This is a genomic window from Neobacillus sp. DY30, from assembly GCF_030123065.1.
GTDB lineage: Bacteria > Bacillota > Bacilli > Bacillales > Cytobacillaceae > Neobacillus.
Genome location: NZ_CP126093.1, coordinates 1,866,657 through 1,887,253, shown reverse-complemented (window position 1 = coordinate 1,887,253; position 20,597 = coordinate 1,866,657). Strand labels below are relative to the sequence as shown.

At 38.4% G+C, this 20,597-nt stretch carries 17 protein-coding genes; all 17 read right to left on the bottom strand.

Annotated features, from left to right (window positions below):
* The 17 genes from QNH29_RS09305 to pnp all read right to left on the bottom strand — a co-directional run bounded on the left by QNH29_RS09305 (position 1) and on the right by pnp (position 20,461).
* Positions 1-1,080, bottom strand: a complete 1,080-nt coding sequence (locus QNH29_RS09305) for an ABC transporter permease (protein ID WP_283864509.1) — start codon at positions 1,078-1,080, stop codon at positions 1-3.
* Positions 1,077-2,600 (bottom strand): ABC transporter ATP-binding protein, encoded by a 1,524-nt coding sequence (locus QNH29_RS09300; RefSeq protein ID WP_283864508.1) that lies wholly within the window; start codon positions 2,598-2,600, stop codon positions 1,077-1,079. Before QNH29_RS09300 ends, QNH29_RS09305 begins: the two co-directional genes overlap by 4 nt.
* A gap of 184 nt (positions 2,601-2,784) precedes the next feature.
* Positions 2,785-3,885, bottom strand: coding sequence for a BMP family lipoprotein (locus QNH29_RS09295; protein WP_481858787.1), 1,101 nt, complete (start codon positions 3,883-3,885; stop codon positions 2,785-2,787).
* A gap of 83 nt (positions 3,886-3,968) precedes the next feature.
* Positions 3,969-4,694, bottom strand: a complete 726-nt coding sequence (locus QNH29_RS09290; RefSeq protein ID WP_283864507.1) for a GntR family transcriptional regulator — start codon at positions 4,692-4,694, stop codon at positions 3,969-3,971.
* Between the two features lie 248 nt (positions 4,695-4,942).
* On the bottom strand, positions 4,943-7,288 hold the full coding sequence (locus tag QNH29_RS09285; protein WP_283864506.1) for an FtsK/SpoIIIE family DNA translocase: 2,346 nt from the start codon (positions 7,286-7,288) through the stop codon (positions 4,943-4,945).
* Between the two features lie 128 nt (positions 7,289-7,416).
* Entirely contained in the window at positions 7,417-7,653 is a 237-nt protein-coding gene (locus QNH29_RS09280) for a YlzJ-like family protein (RefSeq protein ID WP_283864505.1), read from the bottom strand.
* Positions 7,650-8,402: a ClpP family protease gene (locus tag QNH29_RS09275; protein ID WP_481858822.1), complete on the bottom strand. Its 753-nt coding sequence runs from the start codon at positions 8,400-8,402 to the stop codon at positions 7,650-7,652. Before QNH29_RS09275 ends, QNH29_RS09280 begins: the two co-directional genes overlap by 4 nt.
* Positions 8,403-8,560: 158 nt before the next feature.
* Positions 8,561-10,228, bottom strand: a complete 1,668-nt coding sequence (locus QNH29_RS09270) for a ribonuclease J (RefSeq protein ID WP_283864503.1) — start codon at positions 10,226-10,228, stop codon at positions 8,561-8,563.
* A gap of 212 nt (positions 10,229-10,440) precedes the next feature.
* A complete protein-coding gene (dapA, locus tag QNH29_RS09265) occupies positions 10,441-11,307 on the bottom strand; it encodes a 4-hydroxy-tetrahydrodipicolinate synthase (protein WP_283864502.1) in 867 nt (288 codons plus the stop codon).
* An 86-nt stretch (positions 11,308-11,393) separates the two neighbouring features.
* A complete protein-coding gene (gene dapG, locus QNH29_RS09260; protein WP_283864501.1) occupies positions 11,394-12,638 on the bottom strand; it encodes an aspartate kinase in 1,245 nt (414 codons plus the stop codon).
* A 33-nt stretch (positions 12,639-12,671) separates the two neighbouring features.
* A complete protein-coding gene (gene asd, locus QNH29_RS09255; RefSeq protein WP_283864500.1) occupies positions 12,672-13,730 on the bottom strand; it encodes an aspartate-semialdehyde dehydrogenase in 1,059 nt (352 codons plus the stop codon).
* Between the two features lie 185 nt (positions 13,731-13,915).
* Positions 13,916-14,515, bottom strand: coding sequence for a dipicolinate synthase subunit B (dpaB, locus tag QNH29_RS09250; RefSeq protein ID WP_283864499.1), 600 nt, complete (start codon positions 14,513-14,515; stop codon positions 13,916-13,918).
* Entirely contained in the window at positions 14,512-15,414 is a 903-nt protein-coding gene (dpaA, locus tag QNH29_RS09245) for a dipicolinic acid synthetase subunit A (protein WP_283864498.1), read from the bottom strand. Before dpaA ends, dpaB begins: the two co-directional genes overlap by 4 nt.
* A 175-nt stretch (positions 15,415-15,589) precedes the next feature.
* Positions 15,590-15,835, bottom strand: coding sequence for a YlmC/YmxH family sporulation protein (locus QNH29_RS09240; RefSeq protein WP_283864497.1), 246 nt, complete (start codon positions 15,833-15,835; stop codon positions 15,590-15,592).
* 103 nt (positions 15,836-15,938) lie between these two features.
* A complete protein-coding gene (locus QNH29_RS09235; protein WP_283864496.1) occupies positions 15,939-17,177 on the bottom strand; it encodes a M16 family metallopeptidase in 1,239 nt (412 codons plus the stop codon).
* A gap of 73 nt (positions 17,178-17,250) precedes the next feature.
* Positions 17,251-18,198 carry a polysaccharide deacetylase family protein gene (locus tag QNH29_RS09230; protein WP_283864495.1) on the bottom strand — a complete coding sequence of 316 codons (948 nt, stop codon included), beginning with the start codon at positions 18,196-18,198 and terminating at the stop codon, positions 17,251-17,253.
* 136 nt (positions 18,199-18,334) lie between these two features.
* Positions 18,335-20,461: a polyribonucleotide nucleotidyltransferase gene (gene pnp / locus QNH29_RS09225; RefSeq protein WP_283864494.1), complete on the bottom strand. Its 2,127-nt coding sequence runs from the start codon at positions 20,459-20,461 to the stop codon at positions 18,335-18,337.
* Positions 20,462-20,597: the final 136 nt, after the last annotated feature.

Sequence of the window (20,597 nt, the reverse complement as noted above, 5' to 3'; positions counted from 1 at the left end):
TTATGCTTCTCCCTTCTTGCCAACAGGTCCATCTACATCATTTGCATTTGAACGAGTCTTACGGAATTTATTTAACACACGGTGAATCAGTACGCTAGTAGCAGCAAAGTAAATAATAATCGCAATGATTGTATTTGCAAGTTCTGGTGGAATCTCGATCATCGCATTCATAAAGCCAGTTCCTGAATATAGAATTCCAAAGAGAAGTGCTGCAAAGAATACTCCAACCGGAGAGTTTGCTCCAAGTAATGCAACCGCAATGCCATCATAACCCTGTGATGGTAAAATACCGATTTGCATGCTTGAAGCATTACCAGTGTATAATGCTACCCCGCCAAGACCTGCGAGCGCACCTGAGATTAACATAGATAAAATAATATTGCGATTAACCTTCATACCTGCATACTCTGCTGCATGTCGATTGAAACCTACAGCTTTTAATTCAAAACCTAAAGTAGTTTTATTAATGATAAATGCAATGATGATGACAGCGATAACTGCAAAGAACAAACCTAGGTTGATATAAGAACCCTGAAACATTTCGGTCAGCCAAGGCGTTCTTAAAGTAGATTCTTCAGCAAGTTTGCGTGATTCAGTTTCAAGGAATTCACCTTTGAAATAACCTGGAACAACATAGTAAACGGTCCAATATGCAATCCAGTTCATCATGATGGTAGATACTACCTCATGTACATTGAATCTAGCTTTAAAATACCCTGGTATAAATGCCCATAATGCACCACCGGCAATACCAGCTACTACCATTACAAGGATTAATATAGGTCGTGATAGATCAAATGTTAAAGCAACCGCAGTAGCTGCGAGACCGCCAATTAGCATTTGACCAGCAGCACCGATATTAAATAGACCTGTACGGAAAGCAAAAGCGACAGCAAGTCCAGTAAAAACGAGGGGTGTTGCTGTTGCAAGAGTATCACCAATACGTGATATATTCTTTAAAGCACCTTGAAATAAATATGTGTAACCTTCAATAGGGCTTGCCCCTATGAAGAGCATTAGCAGACCACCTGCAATTAGACCTAAAATAATTGATATTAGCGATACAATGGTGTTTCTCACACGCTTCCCTCCTTGCTCACTCCTGCCATCATCAACCCTACTTCGTTCTCATTGGTTTCAGAAGCATTAACGGTTCCAATCAACTCTCCATTATTAACGATGGCAATACGATCTGAAAGCTGCAGTACTTCGTCCAATTCTAAGGAAACGAGAAGAACTGCCTTTCCTTTATCACGGTGCTCGATTATTCTTTTATGGATATATTCAATTGATCCAACATCCAATCCTCGTGTAGGCTGTACAGCGATAAGCAGATCAGGATCTAATTCTATTTCACGGCCGATAATCGCTTTTTGCTGGTTCCCTCCGGATAAAGTTCTTGCAATTGACGCACCGCCTTCACCTGAACGAACATCAAAGTTTTCTAAAATACTCTTAGCATATTTCTTAATTGCAGCGCGGTTTAGTAATCCAGCCTTTGCAAACGGCGGTTTATTGTAAACCTCTAAAACCATGTTATTTTCCATGGTATAATCAAGAACAAGTCCTCGTCTATGTCTATCCTCAGGGATATGGCCAATTCCGCTTTCAATTCTTTGGCGTATTGGAATATTTGTAATATCTTGACCTTTTAATAAAATCTTCCCTGATTCAACTTTTCTAAGCCCGGTAACCGCTTCCACGATTTCTGATTGACCATTTCCTTCAACCCCTGCGATACCAACAATTTCGCCTCTTCTAACTTCCACAGAGAAGTTTTTAAGACCTAATACTTTTCTGTTATTTTTTACAGAAAGAGAATCTATTTGAAGTACCACCTCACCCGGTGTACTAGCTTTCTTATCCACTTTAAAGTTAACTTGACGGCCAACCATCATTTCTGCCATCTGTGCCTCGCTTGTTTCTTTTACGTTAACGGTTCCAATACCTTTTCCACGTCTGATAACCGTACAACGGTCTGCAACCGCTTTTATTTCTTTTAATTTATGGGTAATGATGATAATCGATTTACCTTCCTTAATAAGATTACGCATAATCTTCATTAACTCTTCAATTTCATGTGGTGTTAGTACAGCTGTTGGTTCATCGAAAATAAGAACTTCGGCTTCACGATAAAGCATTTTCATAATTTCTACTCTTTGCTGCATTCCTACTGATATATCTTCAATTTTTGCATGAGGGTCAACATTTAATCCATAATGCTTGGACAATTCTGCAATTCTTTTTGAAGCCTTATCTATATCTAGGACCATACCTTTTAACGGTTCACTGCCTAGAATGATATTTTCTGTTACTGTAAAATTTTCTACTAATTTAAAATGCTGATGGACCATTCCAATACCTAGTTGATTGGCTACATTCGGATTACCAATACGAACTTCTTTTTCACGTATTTTAATGATACCTTGCTCAGGTTGATACATACCGAACAATACACCCATAAGAGTTGATTTACCGGCACCGTTCTCACCTAGTAAGGCATGTATTTCCCCTTTTTTTAATGTCAGGGTAATATTATCGTTTGCTACAATACCAGGGAATTCTTTCCTGATATTCAGCATTTCAACCACATAACTCATAGTAGCACTCACCTTTTTTATAGACTCGAGTTTCTTTGAAAATAGGGAGTCCCCTATCACAACGTCAAGCTGAAGATATTGTATCAGTTAGACATGATTACTCTTGTAATATGGATATTGGACAGAACAATCATACATAAGGACATAAAAGAGACGGAAAAAACCGTCCCTTTATGATTTTTTATTACTTAAATAAACTTCCTTTTTCAGCAGCAACTTTGACTTCGCCAGACTTAATTTTTTCAAATACTTCTTTTACCTTAGTAGTTGTATCTTCGCTTAAGTTTGGATTTTTTTCTGGTAAGCCAATACCATCATTTTTAGCATCAAATACTAATGTTTCTCCGCCAGGGAAGTCACCATCTAATTCGCGCTTAATAATGTCTAGTGTAACATTGTCTAATTTCTTCATAGCAGAAGTTAGGATAATTGATTTATCGCCATCATATTTACCATCTTCATATTGGTCAGAGTCAACACCAACGATCCAAACTTTTTCGCCTGCTTTTCCACGTGTTTTCGCTTCGTTGATTGCACCTACACCAACACCGCCTGCAGCTGTAAAGATTACATCTACACCACGGTCGTACATTTGAGCAGCAATTTGTCCGCCAGCAGCTACGTTATCAAATGAACCTTGGTAAACTACGTTTTCAGCTTTAATTGTTAGGTTAGTTCCTAAATTATCATTTGCATATTTAACACCTTGCTGGAAGCCCCAGTTAAACTTTTGAACAGCAGGAATTTCCATACCGCCGATGAAGCCAGCTTCACCTTCTTTTAATTCAAGTGCAGCAGCAACACCAGCTAGGAAGCCTGACTCATGCTCAGCAAAGAAAACGGCAACTGTGTTTTCTTTAACAACAGGTTTAAAGTCACCAGAATGAGGGTTACCATCAAGAATTACAAATTTTGCATCTTTATATTTATCTTGTGCATGGAAAACGGCAGTTTCAAACTTAAATCCAGGAGAAACGATAAATTTATATCCTGCATCATATAAATTACCCATTTCTTTCAGGTATTCTGCCTCAGTTGTACCAGCTGGCTTAAGATATTTTGATTGTATTCCAAGTTCTTCCTCAGCCATTTTAATACCTTCCCAAGTATTTTGGTTAAAGGATTTGTCATCAATCGTTCCAGCATCTGTAACCATACCAATTTTAACAGCGTCTTTACCATTATCCTTACCAGTACCTTTGTCATCCCCGCCGCCACATGCAGCTAACATGGTGCCTGCAGCTAAAATTACTGACATAGTTAAGCCAAATTTACTTTTCTTCAAGGCAATTGACCCCCTAATATTTGTTTGATTTAGTAGGAACTTTCAGAAAGCAGCTTGATTGCGTTTTCATAATCCACAAAAAATTAAAATCTTTTTCGTAATACCTGAAAACTAAATTTATCTGCTTTAAAGTAGTTTACCGAGAAAAGGACAGGTTCATCCATTTCGTCAAAATGCATTTGCTTTAATACAAGCAGTGCAGTTTCTGGTTCACATTCTAAAATAGGCGAAATTTTCTCGTGGTACCCAATTGGTTCAATTTGAGCAACCGCATATGTAATCTTTCGGTTGGCTTCTTCTTCCAAAATGAAAAATATGGATTCTTCACCATGTGAAAATGTCTCTGGCAGAATTTTTTCAGGTACTTTGTCGATGCAATAAACGACTGGTTCCCCATTAGCGGTTCTAACCCGCTCCATAACCACAATTTCCTCATTTGTAGAACATGAGAAACGACGAATATCCTCTTCAGTAGCCCCGACAGTTGATGAACTTAAGAAAATGGTGCCTGGTTTCATCCCAGCTTGGAAGATCATGTCCGTGACACTATTAAGTTGTTCAATCCCCGAAGTAAAAAGAGGTTTCGAATTAACAAACGTACCAACACCATGGCGGCGAATGATAACATTTTCCTCTTCGAGTATTCGTAGTGCTTCCCGAAGTGTGGCTCTACTTACACCCAGTTGTTTCGCAAGATCGAATTCAGAAGGTAATTTTTCCTTTTCCTTATAAACCCCTTGTTCGATATCTTGTTTTAACCGATCGATCACTTGTAGGTATAAATGTCGGTTATCTAGCTTAATAGACATGCAGGTACCTCCAACTCTTTCCTAAGACATCAGACATCTGATGTATAATCATTCCTACTAATCGAAAATAATATACCATTTTTTTAGGCTTATGGAAATAGAATTTGTAATTTTTGTCGAAAAAAGCGAAATTGTCGAAAGTTGTCATAATTGATAGGACTTTTTACTCTGAAATCTGCTATAATTTTTAGTTGTCTACAATCAATCGGCGTATTATGTAAAAAAAAAAGAGCCTAATGGCTCTTTTTTTAATTCACTTCTTCGTTTGTTTTCGATTGTAAAACTGTTCTTGGTTTACTACCTTCATATGCTCCCACTATCCCACGCGCTTCCATCTCGTCAATTAAACGTGCAGCTCTAGAGTACCCAATTCGAAAACGGCGCTGGAGCATTGATACTGAAGCGGTTTGCATTTCAATAACTAAGTCAACAGCCTCAGCATATAAATCATCGTCCACTTCACCAACTGCTTCTGGTGTATCATCTGGTATCATCTCTTCTTGATATTGCGCTTTTTGCTGTCCAATGACAAAATTAACGGTATCTTCAACTTCATTATCCGATAAAAATGCTCCTTGTACACGAACAGGTTTTGATGCTCCTACAGGCAGAAATAACATATCTCCTCTTCCTAGCAGTTTTTCTGCACCACCCATGTCCAAGATTGTTCTTGAATCGGTAGCACTGGAGACAGCAAAAGCAATCCTTGAAGGAATATTTGCTTTAATAACTCCTGTTATGACATCAACAGATGGACGCTGTGTTGCTATGATTAAGTGGATACCCGCAGCACGTGCCATTTGTGCGAGTCTAGTAATGGAATCCTCTACATCTGATGAGGCTACCATCATTAAGTCAGCTAGCTCGTCCACAATTACAACGATATATGGCAAAAGCGGCTGTTTGTCATTTTCCTCAATGTTATGCCTTTTAATATGGTCATTATACCCTTCAATATTACGAGTACCTGTATGAGAGAACAGCTCATATCGTCTCTCCATCTCACTTACGACCTTTTTTAAGGCCTGCGATGCTTTTTTGGCATCTGTAACCACTGGCGCTAATAAGTGAGGAACACCATTATAGACATTTAATTCCACCATCTTCGGATCTATCATCATTAACTTGACTTCATGCGGCTTAGCTCTCATAAGTATGCTTGTAATAATACCATTAATACAAACACTCTTCCCGCTTCCAGTAGAACCAGCTACAAGCAAATGGGGCATTTTATTTAATTCAGCAAGTACTGCTTCCCCAGTAATATCTCTGCCAAGACCAATCAACAGTTTTGACTCGGGCTTATTATTTTGGGTTGCTTCTAATACCTCCCTTAGGGAAACCATAGCAACTTCAGAATTTGGCACTTCAATCCCAATTGCAGATTTTCCAGGAATAGGAGCTTCTATTCGAATATCTTTAGCAGCTAGTGCTAAGGCTAGGTCATCACTTAAACTAACAATTTTACTAACCTTGACCCCAACATCAGGATGAACTTCATATTTAGTAACAGCTGGTCCTAGGTGTACTTGGGTAACTCGCGCTTTTACCCCAAAGCTCTGAAAAGTACGTTCTAATTTAGCTGCATTTGCATGAATTAATTCATATTCCCCGCTCTGGTCTGTTTTCTTCGGAAGTTTAAGAAGTTTTAAAGGCGGTAATTCATATGCTGCATTCTCCACTTCTGTGAAAGTAATCGGAGGTGTGGAATCATCTTCGTCTATTACCTGGTCATTACCCTTATTTTTAGATTCCTCTTTTCTCCGCTTCGGTTTTTGTGGTTCCTCATCTATGTATGCACGATCTGCAAAACTTGAGATAAGCGGCTCAGGTATAACCACTTCTTCCTGTGTATTTTGCATGGGAGTAATCATTTCAGGCTGGACAACAGCCGCGCGGTTTTCCCTTTCTTGCTGCTGTTGTATTCGTTTTTCTTCACGGCGTTCTTGTTTTTTCTGCTTCCATTCTTCCATGTCTAATTGAAACGCACTCCATTGTCCTTTTGAAAAATCAATTAGTGTAATCCCTATTTTAGCGACAAATTCACCGAATGATTTCCCTGTAACTAAAATAAATCCAATTAGAATAAAGATAAATGCAATAATTTTGGTTCCCGTTTCTGCAAAAAGATAATGAAACATAGCAAATAGAACGGCACCAATCATTCCCCCGCCAAGATCAATTGTGCTCGTTTCTCCTTTTACTTCCATCATAAAAATTTCCCATGTGCTGCTTATGACACTTGGGTTTTTAAAGTTACCATCTTTCGTCAATAAATGAAATAGTGTAACATGGCTTAAAAGGAGTAACGAGGAAACAATTAAATAAATACCGACTAATTTAACATGGAATACAAAGGGTATTGTCCGTTTCCACATGAGATATACACTGAGGATCACAAGACCTATCAGGCTGAGCATGTACCATTCACCCATCCAAAATCGAAAAAACAATACTGCTGCCTCACCAACAGCTCCTAATTTGGCGATCGATATAATCGCCAGTGCTAATAAGACAAGCGCGGAAAGTTCAAATTGAACGGTTTGTTTTAAATGATTATCTCTCTTTTTTGATCTTCTCTTTTTCTTTGCCATCTAATCACCTGTCTATATTTGTGTAATACTATCATTATCATCCTATGGTATGATCTTTAACCGCAAATGAATAAAGCAGCCTGAATGGCTGCTTAAGCTTCTAATCCTAATTATACCATAATATCCTTTTAGTTTGCCGACAATCCTTCAATGCTTGCACAAGAAATTTTAGCACCAGGACATATACGCTCGTCAAGATAATGCTTAGGATCACTGCTCAAAATACGAACAACCTGTACATTTTGCGCGTCAGATTGTTCAACGATTAGTGATACACCTTGGTAAGTTACCGTTTGTTGTCTAGTAAAGGAATCTGCTTCTGGAGGGAATATAGATTCCTGCGGCATTGTGGTATACAGAATCATTGAATCATCCCCTCGGAAGATGCTTTCCTTTCATCAATCAACTCGTTTAGCCTCTTCATCGCTTGTCCTAATCCGCCAACTTCATCAATCAATCCATATTCCACTGCATCCGGTCCTACTACATTTGTACCGATGTCACGGGTTAGATTGCCTTTTGCAAACATTAAGTCTTTAAACTTCTCTTCGGTAATCTTCGAGTGCTTTGTTACAAAATTCACTACTCGATCCTGCATTTTATCTAAATATTCAAACGTTGCAGGAACACCGATTACGAGGCCCGTTAATCGAATAGGATGAATGGTCATCGTTGCGGTTTCAGCGATAAAACTGTGATCACATGACACAGCTATAGGCACGCCAATGGAATGGCCTCCGCCTAAGACAATCGAAACAGTTGGTTTTGAAAGTGTTGCCAGCATTTCAGAGATGGCTAATCCTGCCTCCACATCTCCACCTACTGTATTTAATATAATCAGTAACCCTTCTATTTTTGGATTTTGCTCTATCGCTACTAATTGAGGTATCAAATGTTCATATTTTGTAGTTTTATTCTGTGGCGGTAACGCTAAATGACCCTCAATTTGTCCGATAATCGTTAAACAATGAATCCTTGAATCGGAGGACAGCTGCGGTACATTCGTTTGCCCAAGCTGTTGTATTTTTTCCATTAAAGAAGAAGGCTTATCCTCTTTTTGAGGTTCTTGACCCTCTTGATTTGCGGATTCGTTTTTTTGTAAATCGTTATTCATCATAAGTCTCCCTTCACGCATGATACCGTTAGTATTGACCTATGAAACAATTTCATTCTTAGGGAGCAATAATCATTTGAATTGCTCTATTGATAATCACTGTAATCACCAGTCTGACAATAAAGTAAGGCATTGGTTTTACCAATGCCTACCTACTACTATACTTCCATTATAATAGGAAGTATCATAGGTCTTCTTTTCGTTTTATCATATAAATATCGATTTAATCCATCTCTTATTTCTTGCTTTAAACTTGACCATTCAAAGGATTCCTTTGAAATATTCTTTTGAACAATATCTCGAACCAATTTTGTTGATTCATCCATCAACTTTTCAGATTCGCGGACATAAACAAAACCACGAGAGATAATTTCAGGTCCAGCAGCGATTTTTTTATCTTGGCGGGTTAAAGTAACGACTACAATTAATATACCATCTTGGGATAATAGCCTCCGGTCTCTTAATACGATATTTCCAACATCACCAACACCAATACCGTCGATTAACACATTTCCTGATGGTACCTTACCGCCTATACTTAATTTACCATCCTTTAATTCTACTACATCACCACGGTCCGGAATCATTATATTCTCATCCTTGATTCCACAATCTAATGCCAGTTTCCTATGTGCCTTTAACATTCGATACTCCCCATGCACTGGGATAAAAAACTGTGGTTTCATCAAGTTAATCATAAATTTAAGTTCTTCTTGACTGCCGTGACTGGATACATGAATAATTCTTTTACCTGAGATAACATTCGCTCCAGCCCGATAGAGCATGTCCACTGTTCTAGAAATTAATAATTCACTTCCTCTTAGTGGGGAAGCAGCAATTAATACCGTATCTCCGGGCTGGATATTTACATGTTTCGCAGTTTGCTTTGCCATTTTTTGAAGTGCCTCAATTGGCTCGCCTTGACTTCCTGTCATTAAAACGAGAATTTCGCTATCCTCGTAGTTATTTATTTCATTTACCGGGATAATAAGGTCTTCCTCTACTTCTAAATATCCTAAATCTAGAGCAATATGATAAATTCTTTCTAGGCTTTTTCCTACAACAGCAACTTTACGTCCGTTATCCCTAGCAGCATCAAAGATATGCTGGATTCTATTAATATCAGACGCAAAGCAAGCGGCAATCATTCTGCCCCTAGTATTATAGAAAGCAGTGGATAATTCTCGTTCGACAATTGCCTCCGATGTAGTATATCCAGGTTTCTCTGCATTCGTACTATCTGAGAGTAAACAAAGTACCCCCTTTTCTCCAATAGCAGCCATTTTACCTATTTCAGGCTTATATAGTTTTGTTGCTGCTTGGTCAAATTTGAAATCACCTGTATAAACGATACTGCCTTCTGATGTTTCTACACAAACACCAACTGAGTCGGGAATACTGTGATTTGTTCGAAAGAAGCTTACTTCCACGGAATCCATAGTAATGATAGAATCCGATGTTATTTCAATAAAATTAGTCTTTCCATTATATTCCTGCTCTTTCAGCTTAGCATTTGCAAGAGCTAATGTGAGTTTAGTCCCATATACCGGTACGTCGATTTGGCGGAGAAGATAGGAAAGAGCACCGATATGATCCTCATGTCCGTGTGTTAAGAATACAGCCTTTACTCTTTCTTTGTTTTCTGTTAAATACGTGATGTCCGGAATAACGATATCAATGCCAAGCATTTCATCCTCGGGGAACATTAGCCCGGCATCAATGATAAAAATGTCCTTGTCCACTTCCACAAGATACATGTTTTTTCCGATTTCTCCAATACCACCAAGCGTGATAATCTTAATGGAACTATTTTTTCTATTTATCAATTTCCGTTTCCTCCTATGTTGATTGTCAAACTCAAGCATTTTTTCACTAGAGGTTTTCGACATTTCAAAATTGCCCGATCGAAATCAGTTATGATTATTATACTTGATAGGTGAAAACCTTTACAACCAAATTTAGTTGTTTTTACCATTGGAGGATATACATGTGTAAAAAAACATGCCAACCGAATAAAATTCGATTGGCATTTATATTATTATAATAATAATTTAGTTAGGGCAGACCGTTCTTGTTCCGTTAATGGCACAAGTGGAAGCCTTACTGAACCTACATCCAGCCCTATTATTTGAAGAGCCGTTTTAACGGGTGCAGGACTAGGAGCAGCAAAAAGTCCCTGCATAATAGGGAGAAGCTTCTGGTGTAGTTTTGCTGCTTTTTCATGATCTCCGTTTAAAAAAGACCTCACCATCTTTTGCATATCATTTCCAATCACATGTGAGGCTACGGAAACTACCCCTGCCCCGCCAATTGAAAGCACCGGTAAAGCAATAGCATCATCGCCGCTGTACAGATCAAAATCACGATCCGTATTAGCAACAATATTTGTCATCGCATTTAGATCGCCGCCCGCTTCCTTCACAGCTACAATATTCGGTATTTTTGACAACCTTATTATTGTTTCATGATGAATATTTACAGATGCCCTTGAAGGGATATTGTAAACCATAACTGGCAAAGAAGTAGCTTCAGCAATCGTCTTAAAGTGCTGAAATAGCCCTTCCTGATTTGGTTTATTGTAGTAGGGTGCTACTAACATAATACCATCAACGCCAAGCTGTTCTGCTCTCTTCGTTAGTTCCACCGAAGCGTAGGTGTTATTACTGCCTGTGCCTGCAACAACAGGAATTCTTTTTGCAACTACCTTTACAACATGATCAAATAATGCCAGTTTTTCTTCTTTTGACAAGGTTGGAGATTCACCCGTTGTCCCTGCAACCACTAGAGAATCCGTTCCATTATCGATTAAATAATTTATTAGTTGAGTGGTCTTAGAAAAATCGATGTGACCTTTTTTATCAAAAGGTGTGACCATGGCTGTCGAAACTCGACCAAAATGAACCATTTTACTACTCCTTTCAATTACGAAAATCCCGTTGCGCAAAAATAGGGATTATAGAAATCTAGACGACTCTTAGCCGACTAAATATACTAGATATCCGTAAGCTTTATATCCAGGGTTTCTTCTTCTAGATGAAAGGCGTCATGTAATGCGTTAACTGATTTAGCCAGGTCGTCTTGCTTCACAAGAACCCAAATGGTAGTGTGGCTATCAGCAGATTGTAAAATCCGGATTCCATTCTCTGATAGAGCTGTAACGATTTTAGAAGTAACACCCGGGACACCGGCAATACCTGCTCCAACAACTGAAACCTTTGCACAATAGCGTTCAACAACAGGTTCATGACCTATTTCCTTTAAGACCCTAATTGCTCTGTCTGTCATTTCATCGGTAACCGTATATACAACGGCATTAGGTGAAATGTTTATAAAATCCACACTAATTTGTTCATTTGCCATAGCTTTAAAAACTTCTGATTGTAAGTAGTATTGGTCTTTTTTAGCAAACACTTTAATTTGAGTCACATTTGAAACATGAGCAATTCCTGTTACGGTTCTCTCTTTAATATCACTGCCTCTTGACTCTTTTGAGATAGATGTGACTAATGTTCCTAAATCGTCCGAATAGGTGGAGCGGATTCGAATTGGAACCTTTGCCTGCATCGCTATTTCAACTGCTCTTGGGTGAATAACTTTAGCACCCTGATAGGCCATGTTACATACCTCAGTATAGGTAACAACCGAAAGGCGTCTAGCGTTATCTGCTATTCTTGGGTCTGCTGTCATGATGCCTTCTACATCAGTAAAAATGTCAATCCATTCTGCATTTAGAGCCGCTCCTAATGCTGCTGCCGATGTGTCACTGCCACCTCGTCCAATAGTGGTAGTATCACCGTTCTTCGCAGCACCTTGAAAACCAGCTACCACAACAACATCATGGTATTCTAAATCCCGCAGTAATCGATCACATTTCATTTCGACAATCTTAGCCTGTGAATGATCACTATTGGTTCTAAATCCTGCTTGTGCCCCAGTCAAAGCAATCGCATTTATCCCGTTTTCTTGCAGCATATTGGCAAAAACAACGCTTGAAATAATTTCACCACATGATACAAGAAGATCCTGTTCACGTTTACTGACTTTACTTTCATTACTCCCAATCAAAGAGAGGAGTGTATCCGTTGCATAGGGATCACCCTTTCTTCCCATTGCAGACACTACAACTACTACCTTATATCCTTCTTCTAATGCATTATTGATATGTCTCTTCGCATGTTGTCGGCTTTCTTCATCCTTAACAGATGTCCCGCCAAATTTTTGTACTATGATTTTCATATAACCTTTAAACCTGCCTTTAAAATCAAAACTTTATTTTTTTTCTTTGATTAAACCCAGCTTTATTAAACTTTCAGCAATTTGAACTGAATTCCAGGCAGCACCTTTGAGTAAATTGTCAGAAACAACCCACATATGGAAACCACGACTTTCGTTAAGGTCATTACGAATCCGACCTACAAACACATCATTACTTCCTACACAATTCGCAGGCATTGGATATACCTGATTCTCTGGGTCATCTTGTAACACCACGCCCGGAGCTGTCTTTAATAACTCTTTTATTTCATTTGCACTTACGCCATCTTCTTCAATTTCAAAATAAACAGATTCAGAGTGACCGACTGCTACCGGTAAACGTACGCAAGTCGCAGCAACAGGCAGCTCTGGTAAATGCATAATTTTCTTTGTTTCGTTTATCATTTTCATTTCTTCAAATGTATAGCCGTTGTCTTGGAACTTATCAATTTGCGGTATAGCGTTAAAGGCGATTTGATAGTGGTTCTTGTCACCTTTTACTGGTAAAATCTTAGGTTCCACTGTTTCACCATTAAGAATAGCTTTTGTCTGGCTCTGTAATTCTTCAATTGCAACAGCTCCTGCACCTGAAACTGCCTGATAGGTTGAAACAATAACCTTTTTAAGTCCAAATTTTTGTCTAATTGGTTCTAACGCTACTACCATTTGGATAGTAGAACAATTTGGGTTAGCAATGATCCCATTATGCTGATGCAAATCATGTTCATTTACCTCAGGAACGACTAACGGAATATCTTGATCCATTCGGAAAGCACTAGTATTGTCTACTACAATCGCTCCGTGCTTTACTGCTTCAGGAGCAAGCTCTTTAGAAATATTACCTCCAGCGGAGAATAAAGCAATATCCACACCAGTAAAGCTTTCTGGTTTAGCTTCCTGAACCGTATACTCAACACCATCAACCGTCACTATTTTACCTGCTGAACGTGCGGAAGATAATAGAGTTAGTTGTCTAATTGGGAATTTTTCTTTCACTAACGTTGCGATCATTTGCTGACCCACCGCTCCTGTTGCGCCTACTACAGCAACATGATAACCATTATGTTGATTCATTTTTAGTACCCCTTTCAATCTTTCATCGACTATTTATTGGTCCATTCTGTTTCACGGAAAATGAATCAGAAAAGGTTAATATAAATTCTCATCAGTGAGATAAATAATCTCACTGATGGTTGAATTATAAATATATTAACATATTCCTTCAAAGAAATAACCATATTTGATGAAAGGAGTATGAATTACTCTGTATCCTTATATCTTTCCACTAATACAGGCTGGATTTGCCGGCCTTCAATAGCTGCTTCAACCGTTTCCATCAACATAGGCATCCTTGCTACCATGGAGTTTGGCTTCTTGATTGGATCATCTTGCCCGTATGGGATAAAATATATATTTTTTGTCGCCATTAATCTCATCAAGTTAACTCCATTTAAGCCCAAAGCATCATTTGTAGAAATTCCAAGGACAACTGGTTTTAAATTTCTTAATGTCGCTTTTGCAGCCATTAAAACAGGGCTGTCATTCATTGCATTGGCAAATTTACTCATTGATACACCTGTCAAAGGTGCGATAACCATACAATCTAGCGGGATTTTGGGACCTAATGGCTCAGCTTTAACGATTGAATCGATCGCTCTGTTTCCTGTTAAATCCTCAATCCTTTGAATCCAGTCCTCCCCTTTTCCAAAACGGGTTTCGGTATTTTTCACTGTAGCTGTCACTACTGGCAGTACTTCTGCACCAGCCTGAACTAATTTCTCAATTTCTGGGAATACAGCGTCATACGTACAATGAGATCCTGTTAACCCAAAACCTATTTTTTTCCCTTTTAAACTCATTTTATATTCCCCTTTCGCTTGCTTACATCATCTTGAAGCAATTGGGCCAGAACATTTGCCAGTATTTGACCAGCTGTTTTTGGCGCGACAATGCCAGGTAATCCTGGTGCAAGAAGTGCTTTTATCCCTCTTTTTTCTGCATATCTAAAATCAGTTCCACCAGGTTTTGAGGCTAAATCAATAATCAGCGTATGAGCTGGCATTTTTGAAATAACAGAAGCACTTACAATTAATAGAGGTATTGTATTGATTAAAATATCGGTATCTTTAACTTCTTTTTCTAAGTCGTTTAGATGAAAAGGTGTTAAACCCATTTCTGTAATTCTAGCAAGATGTTCACTCTTCCTTGCGCCAACTTTTACTTTTGCTCCTAGGGCATGGAAGGTTCTTGCGACACTCATCCCACATCTTCCTAACCCTAATACTGTAATATTTGAGCCATGAATCGTGAAATCAGTATGTTGGATGGCCATCATGATTGTTCCTTCTACTGTCGGAATTGAATTGTATATTGCTACATCATCCCTCTCAAAAAGCTGCACAAGTTGACGCTTCGCTTCTTTTGTAATCCCATTTAAATAAGCATTACTAATTCCGGAGTATACGGTACAATGATCAGGTGTTTTCATAAGCATTTCCGCTGTTAAAATTACCTTTTCATTTGAAAAAATTGTTTCCACATGGCCTTCTAAATTTGTACCGGGTACTGGTAAGATTATGGCATCCATATTTGAAAAATCGACTTCATCCAACTTTTCCTTAACAGCGCCTGTGAACGCGTGGTCAAGCTGCTCGAAACCAATTAATGATAATCTAGCGTCTAATTCGGTTAACTTCCGGATAATTTCCAACTGCCTTGCATCTCCACCGATCACTGCTATCTGCATCCCTGTCAGCATGAAATCATTCACCTTCTTTTCAAAAAAATCCAAGCAGTAAGTCTTTTTACTCTTATCACTTCAACATCTTATGTAAGAATGAATAAATCTGTGAGTTTTCCATTAATAGATAAATAAAAAAGCCCAAGCAAAATTTACTTTGCTTGGGCTTATAGGCCGTTTTCATTTTTTTCTGCTAGCCTTCTTCCTGTACATCAATAATAATCATATCGGAGCCTATTTTTTTTATATGCCGCCATGGAACTCTAATTTCTCCGCCTTGTTTTCTAAATCCAAACCATTTTAATGATGATGGAATCAGCAATGCCTGTATTTGTCCAGTATTTTCATTAATTTCAAGATCTGTTTGACCCAGAACTCCCAAACGCTCAGCCTTTTTGACATCAACAATTTCTTTCCCGCTTAATTCACTTAACCGCATATTGAATGAACTCCTCTCTAAACATTCTTTACTATATGTTATCGATGGAAGTCCTAATTTAGACTAAAAAGAAAAAACAGTTCTCGAGGGAACTGTTTTTCTTTTATCTTAAATTTTTCGGTAATTCACCGTCAGGACTGATTAAAGAAGCGGAATAATTGTTTGTAAAGACAGATGTCGCCATTCCATCTACGCTTTGCTTTGTTACTTGGTCTATTTGCTCGATAATCTCATCTAGTGAGCGATGGCGTTTTAATAATAATTCGTTTTTCCCGTTTCGGCTCATCCTGCTATTTGTACTTTCTAAACTTAACATTAAACTTCCTTTTAACTGCTCTTTACTATTAATTAATTCTTTTTCGGTAATTCCATCTTGTTTTAATTTATCCAAAGTTTCTTGAATGGTTTCAAATAACACATCCAGCTGCTTAGCACCAGTTCCTCCGTAGATGGTTACAACACCGTTATCCTGGTAGGCTGAATGGTATGAGAATACGGAATACGCTAACCCCCGCTGTTCCCGAACCTCCTGAAACAATCTGCTGCTCATGCTGCCGCCTAGAATGTTATTTAATATAATTAAGCTGTAGACATCATCATGGCCAATCTTTAACCCTTCGAAACCAAGACATAGGTGTGCTTGCTCTGTTTCTTTCTGGCGGGATAACCTATTAGATTGGAATGTAGGAATGTTTTCAATAATCGTACTTTTACCGCCTTGATACGATCCAAAATACTTTTCAACTTCCTTAATAAAACTCTCGGAAACATTACCAGCTATTGATATTACCACATTTTCGGGGATGTAATGATTGTGAATGTATTCTTTAAGCGTATCCCCAGTAAACGTATTTAACGTTTCCTCTGTACCTAATATTGGGTAACCTAGTGGATGGTCGCCATAAATAGCCCTGCTGAGTAAATCATGGACAATATCATCTGGAGTGTCATCATACATTTTAATTTCTTCTAATACAACATTTCGTTCTTTATTTAACTCTTCTTCAACAAACGTGGAATTGAAGAACATATCAGCTAAAACATCTAAAGCGAATTGCGCATGTGTGTCGAGTACCTTGGCGTAGTAACATGTGTATTCCTTTGAAGTAAAAGCATTGACTTGCCCACCAATACTATCAAAGGATTCAGCTATTTCTTTCGCAGATCTGGTTGTAGTACCTTTGAAAAACATATGCTCTAAAAAGTGCGAGATTCCATTTGTTTGGGGATTTTCATTCCTTGAGCCAGTGCCAATCCATACTCCAATTGCCACTGATCTCACTGTTGGAATATTTTCTAATACAATTCTTACTCCATTTTTGCAAGAATATTTGTTAATCATCAAAATCCTCCTAATCTATAGAAAAGCGGAAACATTGCTCTTTTTCCTTTATTATCTGGATTCTTTGGTGTATTTATTTCATAATTCTTTCTTCGCTCATTAGATCGCTTACAGTACCTATTTTTAACCCTTTTTCCTCAATAAGTGTAATCAAACGATCTAATGATTTTGCAGTAGATTCTGTTGGGTGCATGAGGACCATATACCCTTTATCAATCTTTGAAATAACACGATTGATTAACACATCAGGCGTAGGCTTTTGCCAATCGATAGTATCTACTGTCCACATAACAGTCTTCATTTTTAATTCTGAAGCTATTTTAACAGTTTCATCCCTGTAACTGCCGCTGGGCGGAGCAAACCAAATGCTTTTATTTCCTGTAGCTGCCTCAATCACTTCATTTGTTTTTATCAATTGCTCTCTTGTCTGTCCTGCAGTAATTCTGCTCATATCAGGATGTGTATACGAATGGTTCCCTACTTCGTGACCTGCACTCGCAATCATTTTTGCCAAGTCGGGATTATTTTTTACCCATCTACCCTCGAGGAAAAAGCTTGCTTTGACTTGGTGATTCTTTAATGCTGCAAGCATTTCTGGTAAATATTCATTTCCCCAAGCGACATTAATAATGAAGCTGACCATTGGTTTATCAGGATGCCCGCGATAAATCGGAGATGGAGACAAATCCTCAAGATGTACCGCTGGTTTTGTTTGTTTATATACTAATTTTTTTTCATCGAATGTCCCGGTTTTCTTCATATTCTTATACGAAGCTTCAATATCTACGGTTAACCCATTATAGCCGGGAATTGCTTTCCATACTTGATCAATTTTAGCATTGGAAGGCGGTATTTCATATGTAGAAGCATTTTTAATAATACTTTGATATAGCGGATTTTCTTGCTTTCCTACAGGAACTGCATTCTCTTTAAGTGACGCTACATATGTATCAACAAGAGAATTGTTAACAGAAACCCATGCTACGATTAATAAACAAGCGATCAAACTTAACTTCTTCATTTACCTTCCCCCTTCATACAAAATATATGAAATAAGGGGACAAGGTAGAACTAAAAGCGCAGGCGCCGGAGCTGGATAGAACTAACATGGAAAAAGTCAGGGTTCCCCCTGACCTTATAATTGCTTGCAGGCAGTTTTATTGCTTTTCCGCCGCTTTTTCAGCCTTCTCACGTTGTTCCTTTAGTATCGCCTTTCGTGATAAGTTTACACGTCCTTGTTTATCGATTTCAGTTACTTTTACTAAAATTTCATCACCGATTGCAACGACGTCTTCCACCTTGCCAACTCGTTCCTCGGCTAATTCAGAAATATGAACAAGTCCATCTTTTCCTGCAAAGATTTCAACAAAAGCACCGAATTTTTCAATTCGTTTAACCTTACCAAGGTACATTTGACCAACTTCAACTTCGCGTACGATGTCTTCAATGATTTTCTTTGCCTTTTGATTCATTGCTTGGTCGGTTGAGGCAATAAATACAGTACCATCTTGTTCGATATCAATCTTAACACCAGTTTCTTCAATGATTTTATTGATTTGCTTACCACTTGGTCCAATAACGTCGCGAATTTTATCTGGGTTAATTTTCATTGTTAAGATTTTTGGTGCAAATTTTGAAAGCTCAGTCCGTGGCTCAGAAATCGTCGCCAGCATAGAATCTAGAATATGCATTCTACCCTTTTTAGCCTGCTGAAGTGCTTCTTCAAGGATTTCACGAGAAAGTCCTTTAATTTTAATATCCATCTGAAGTGCAGTTACACCCTTAGCCGTTCCTGCTACTTTGAAATCCATATCACCTAGGTGGTCTTCCATACCTTGAATATCTGATAAAACAGTGTAATGTTCACCAGATTTTACTAGTCCCATTGCAATTCCAGCAACTGGAGCTTTAATCGGAACACCCGCATCCATCATAGCAAGTGTACTTGCACAGATACTCGCTTGAGAAGTAGAACCATTAGATTCAAGGACTTCCGAAACAAGGCGAATCGTGTATGGGAAATCCTTTTCAGAAGGTACAATTGGTTCTAATGCACGCTCACCAAGAGCACCATGTCCGATTTCACGACGGCCTGGTCCACGGATTGGTCCAGTTTCACCAACACTAAAGGAAGGGAAATTGTAATGGTGCATAAAACGCTTCTCTTCTTCAATTCCCAAACCATCTAGAATTTGCACATCACCCATTGCTCCTAATGTACAGATACTTAATGCTTGAGTTTGTCCACGAGTAAATAACCCTGATCCGTGTGTTCTTGGTAAAATACCTATCTGTGAAGAAAGTGGACGAATTTCATCAATTTTCCGGCCATCTGGACGAATCTTTTCAACGGTTATTAAACGACGAACTTCACCTTTAACAATTTTATCTAAAATTTGTTTAACTTGTTTCATGTCATCGTCTGTTGCCTCGTTCTCCTCGAACTTAGCGATTACACGATTCTTTACTTCTTTAATCGCATCCTCACGGGCATGCTTTTCTTGAACCTGAATAGCTGTGACCATATCTTCTTCGCACATTTCTCTTACTTCAGCTTCTAAATCTTTATCAAGTTCATAAAGAATAATTTCTCTTTTTTCCTTGCCAGTTTCAGCCATTATCTTTTCTTGGAATTCAATAAGGCGTTTAATCTCTTCATGTCCAAACATGATGGCTTCAAGCATTACTTCCTCTGAAACTTCATCAGCACCCGCTTCAACCATATTAATCGCATCTTTAGTACCTGCAACAGTTAAATGAATGTCGCTCTTTTCAGCTTGTTCTACTGTTGGATTAATTACAAACTCTCCACCGACTCTGCCAACGACAACACCAGCAATTGGTCCCTCAAATGGAATGTCAGATGTACATAGGGCTAATGATGATCCAAACATTGCTGCCATTTCTGATGAGCAATCTTGATCCACACTCATAACAATGCTGATTACTTGCACATCGTTACGGAAACCTTCTGCAAAAAGTGGACGAATCGGACGATCGATTAATCGGCTAGCTAAAATTGCCTTTTCACTCGGACGTCCCTCACGCTTAATAAATCCGCCAGGTATTTTCCCCACCGCATATAATCGTTCTTCATAGTTACATGTTAATGGAAAAAAGTCTAAGTTTTTTGGTTCTTTTGAAGCAGTAGCAGTACTTAGAACTGCCGTATCTCCATAACGGACCATTACCGCTCCATTTGCTTGTTTGGCTAGTTGTCCAATTTCAACGGTTAATTTACGACCAGCCCAATCCATGGAATATTCATGTTTCGTTTGTTCCATATTGTTACCCCTCTCTATCTAAATCACTTTAGAGGATAATGCGAAATAATATCGCTCTAATCATCTAATATAAAAAAAGCGTTTAAGCTTATGTTATCAATACAAATATACTTATAGTATGCTCAAATTTTTGCGA

Bases quoted from the DNA above. Each gene is read 5' to 3' on its own strand.
- QNH29_RS09275 (WP_481858822.1), bottom strand. From the start codon at position 8,402: ATGAATAACGATTTACAAAAAAACGAATCCGCAAATCAAGAGGGTCAA.
- QNH29_RS09230 (WP_283864495.1), bottom strand. From the start codon at position 18,198: ATGAAGAAGTTAAGTTTGATCGCTTGTTTATTAATCGTAGCATGGGTT.
- QNH29_RS09290 (WP_283864507.1), bottom strand. From the start codon at position 4,694: ATGTCTATTAAGCTAGATAACCGACATTTATACCTACAAGTGATCGAT.
- asd (WP_283864500.1), bottom strand. From the start codon at position 13,730: ATGAATCAACATAATGGTTATCATGTTGCTGTAGTAGGCGCAACAGGA.
- QNH29_RS09235 (WP_283864496.1), bottom strand. From the start codon at position 17,177: ATGATTAACAAATATTCTTGCAAAAATGGAGTAAGAATTGTATTAGAA.
- QNH29_RS09285 (WP_283864506.1), bottom strand. From the start codon at position 7,288: ATGGCAAAGAAAAAGAGAAGATCAAAAAAGAGAGATAATCATTTAAAA.
- QNH29_RS09280 (WP_283864505.1), bottom strand. From the start codon at position 7,653: ATGATTCTGTATACCACAATGCCGCAGGAATCTATATTCCCTCCAGAA.
- dapA (WP_283864502.1), bottom strand. From the start codon at position 11,307: ATGGTTCATTTTGGTCGAGTTTCGACAGCCATGGTCACACCTTTTGAT.
- pnp (WP_283864494.1), bottom strand. From the start codon at position 20,461: ATGGAACAAACGAAACATGAATATTCCATGGATTGGGCTGGTCGTAAA.
- dpaB (WP_283864499.1), bottom strand. From the start codon at position 14,515: ATGAGTTTAAAAGGGAAAAAAATAGGTTTTGGGTTAACAGGATCTCAT.
- dpaA (WP_283864498.1), bottom strand. From the start codon at position 15,414: ATGCTGACAGGGATGCAGATAGCAGTGATCGGTGGAGATGCAAGGCAG.
- QNH29_RS09240 (WP_283864497.1), bottom strand. From the start codon at position 15,835: ATGCGGTTAAGTGAATTAAGCGGGAAAGAAATTGTTGATGTCAAAAAG.
- dapG (WP_283864501.1), bottom strand. From the start codon at position 12,638: ATGAAAATCATAGTACAAAAATTTGGCGGGACATCTGTTAAGGATGAA.
- QNH29_RS09300 (WP_283864508.1), bottom strand. From the start codon at position 2,600: ATGAGTTATGTGGTTGAAATGCTGAATATCAGGAAAGAATTCCCTGGT.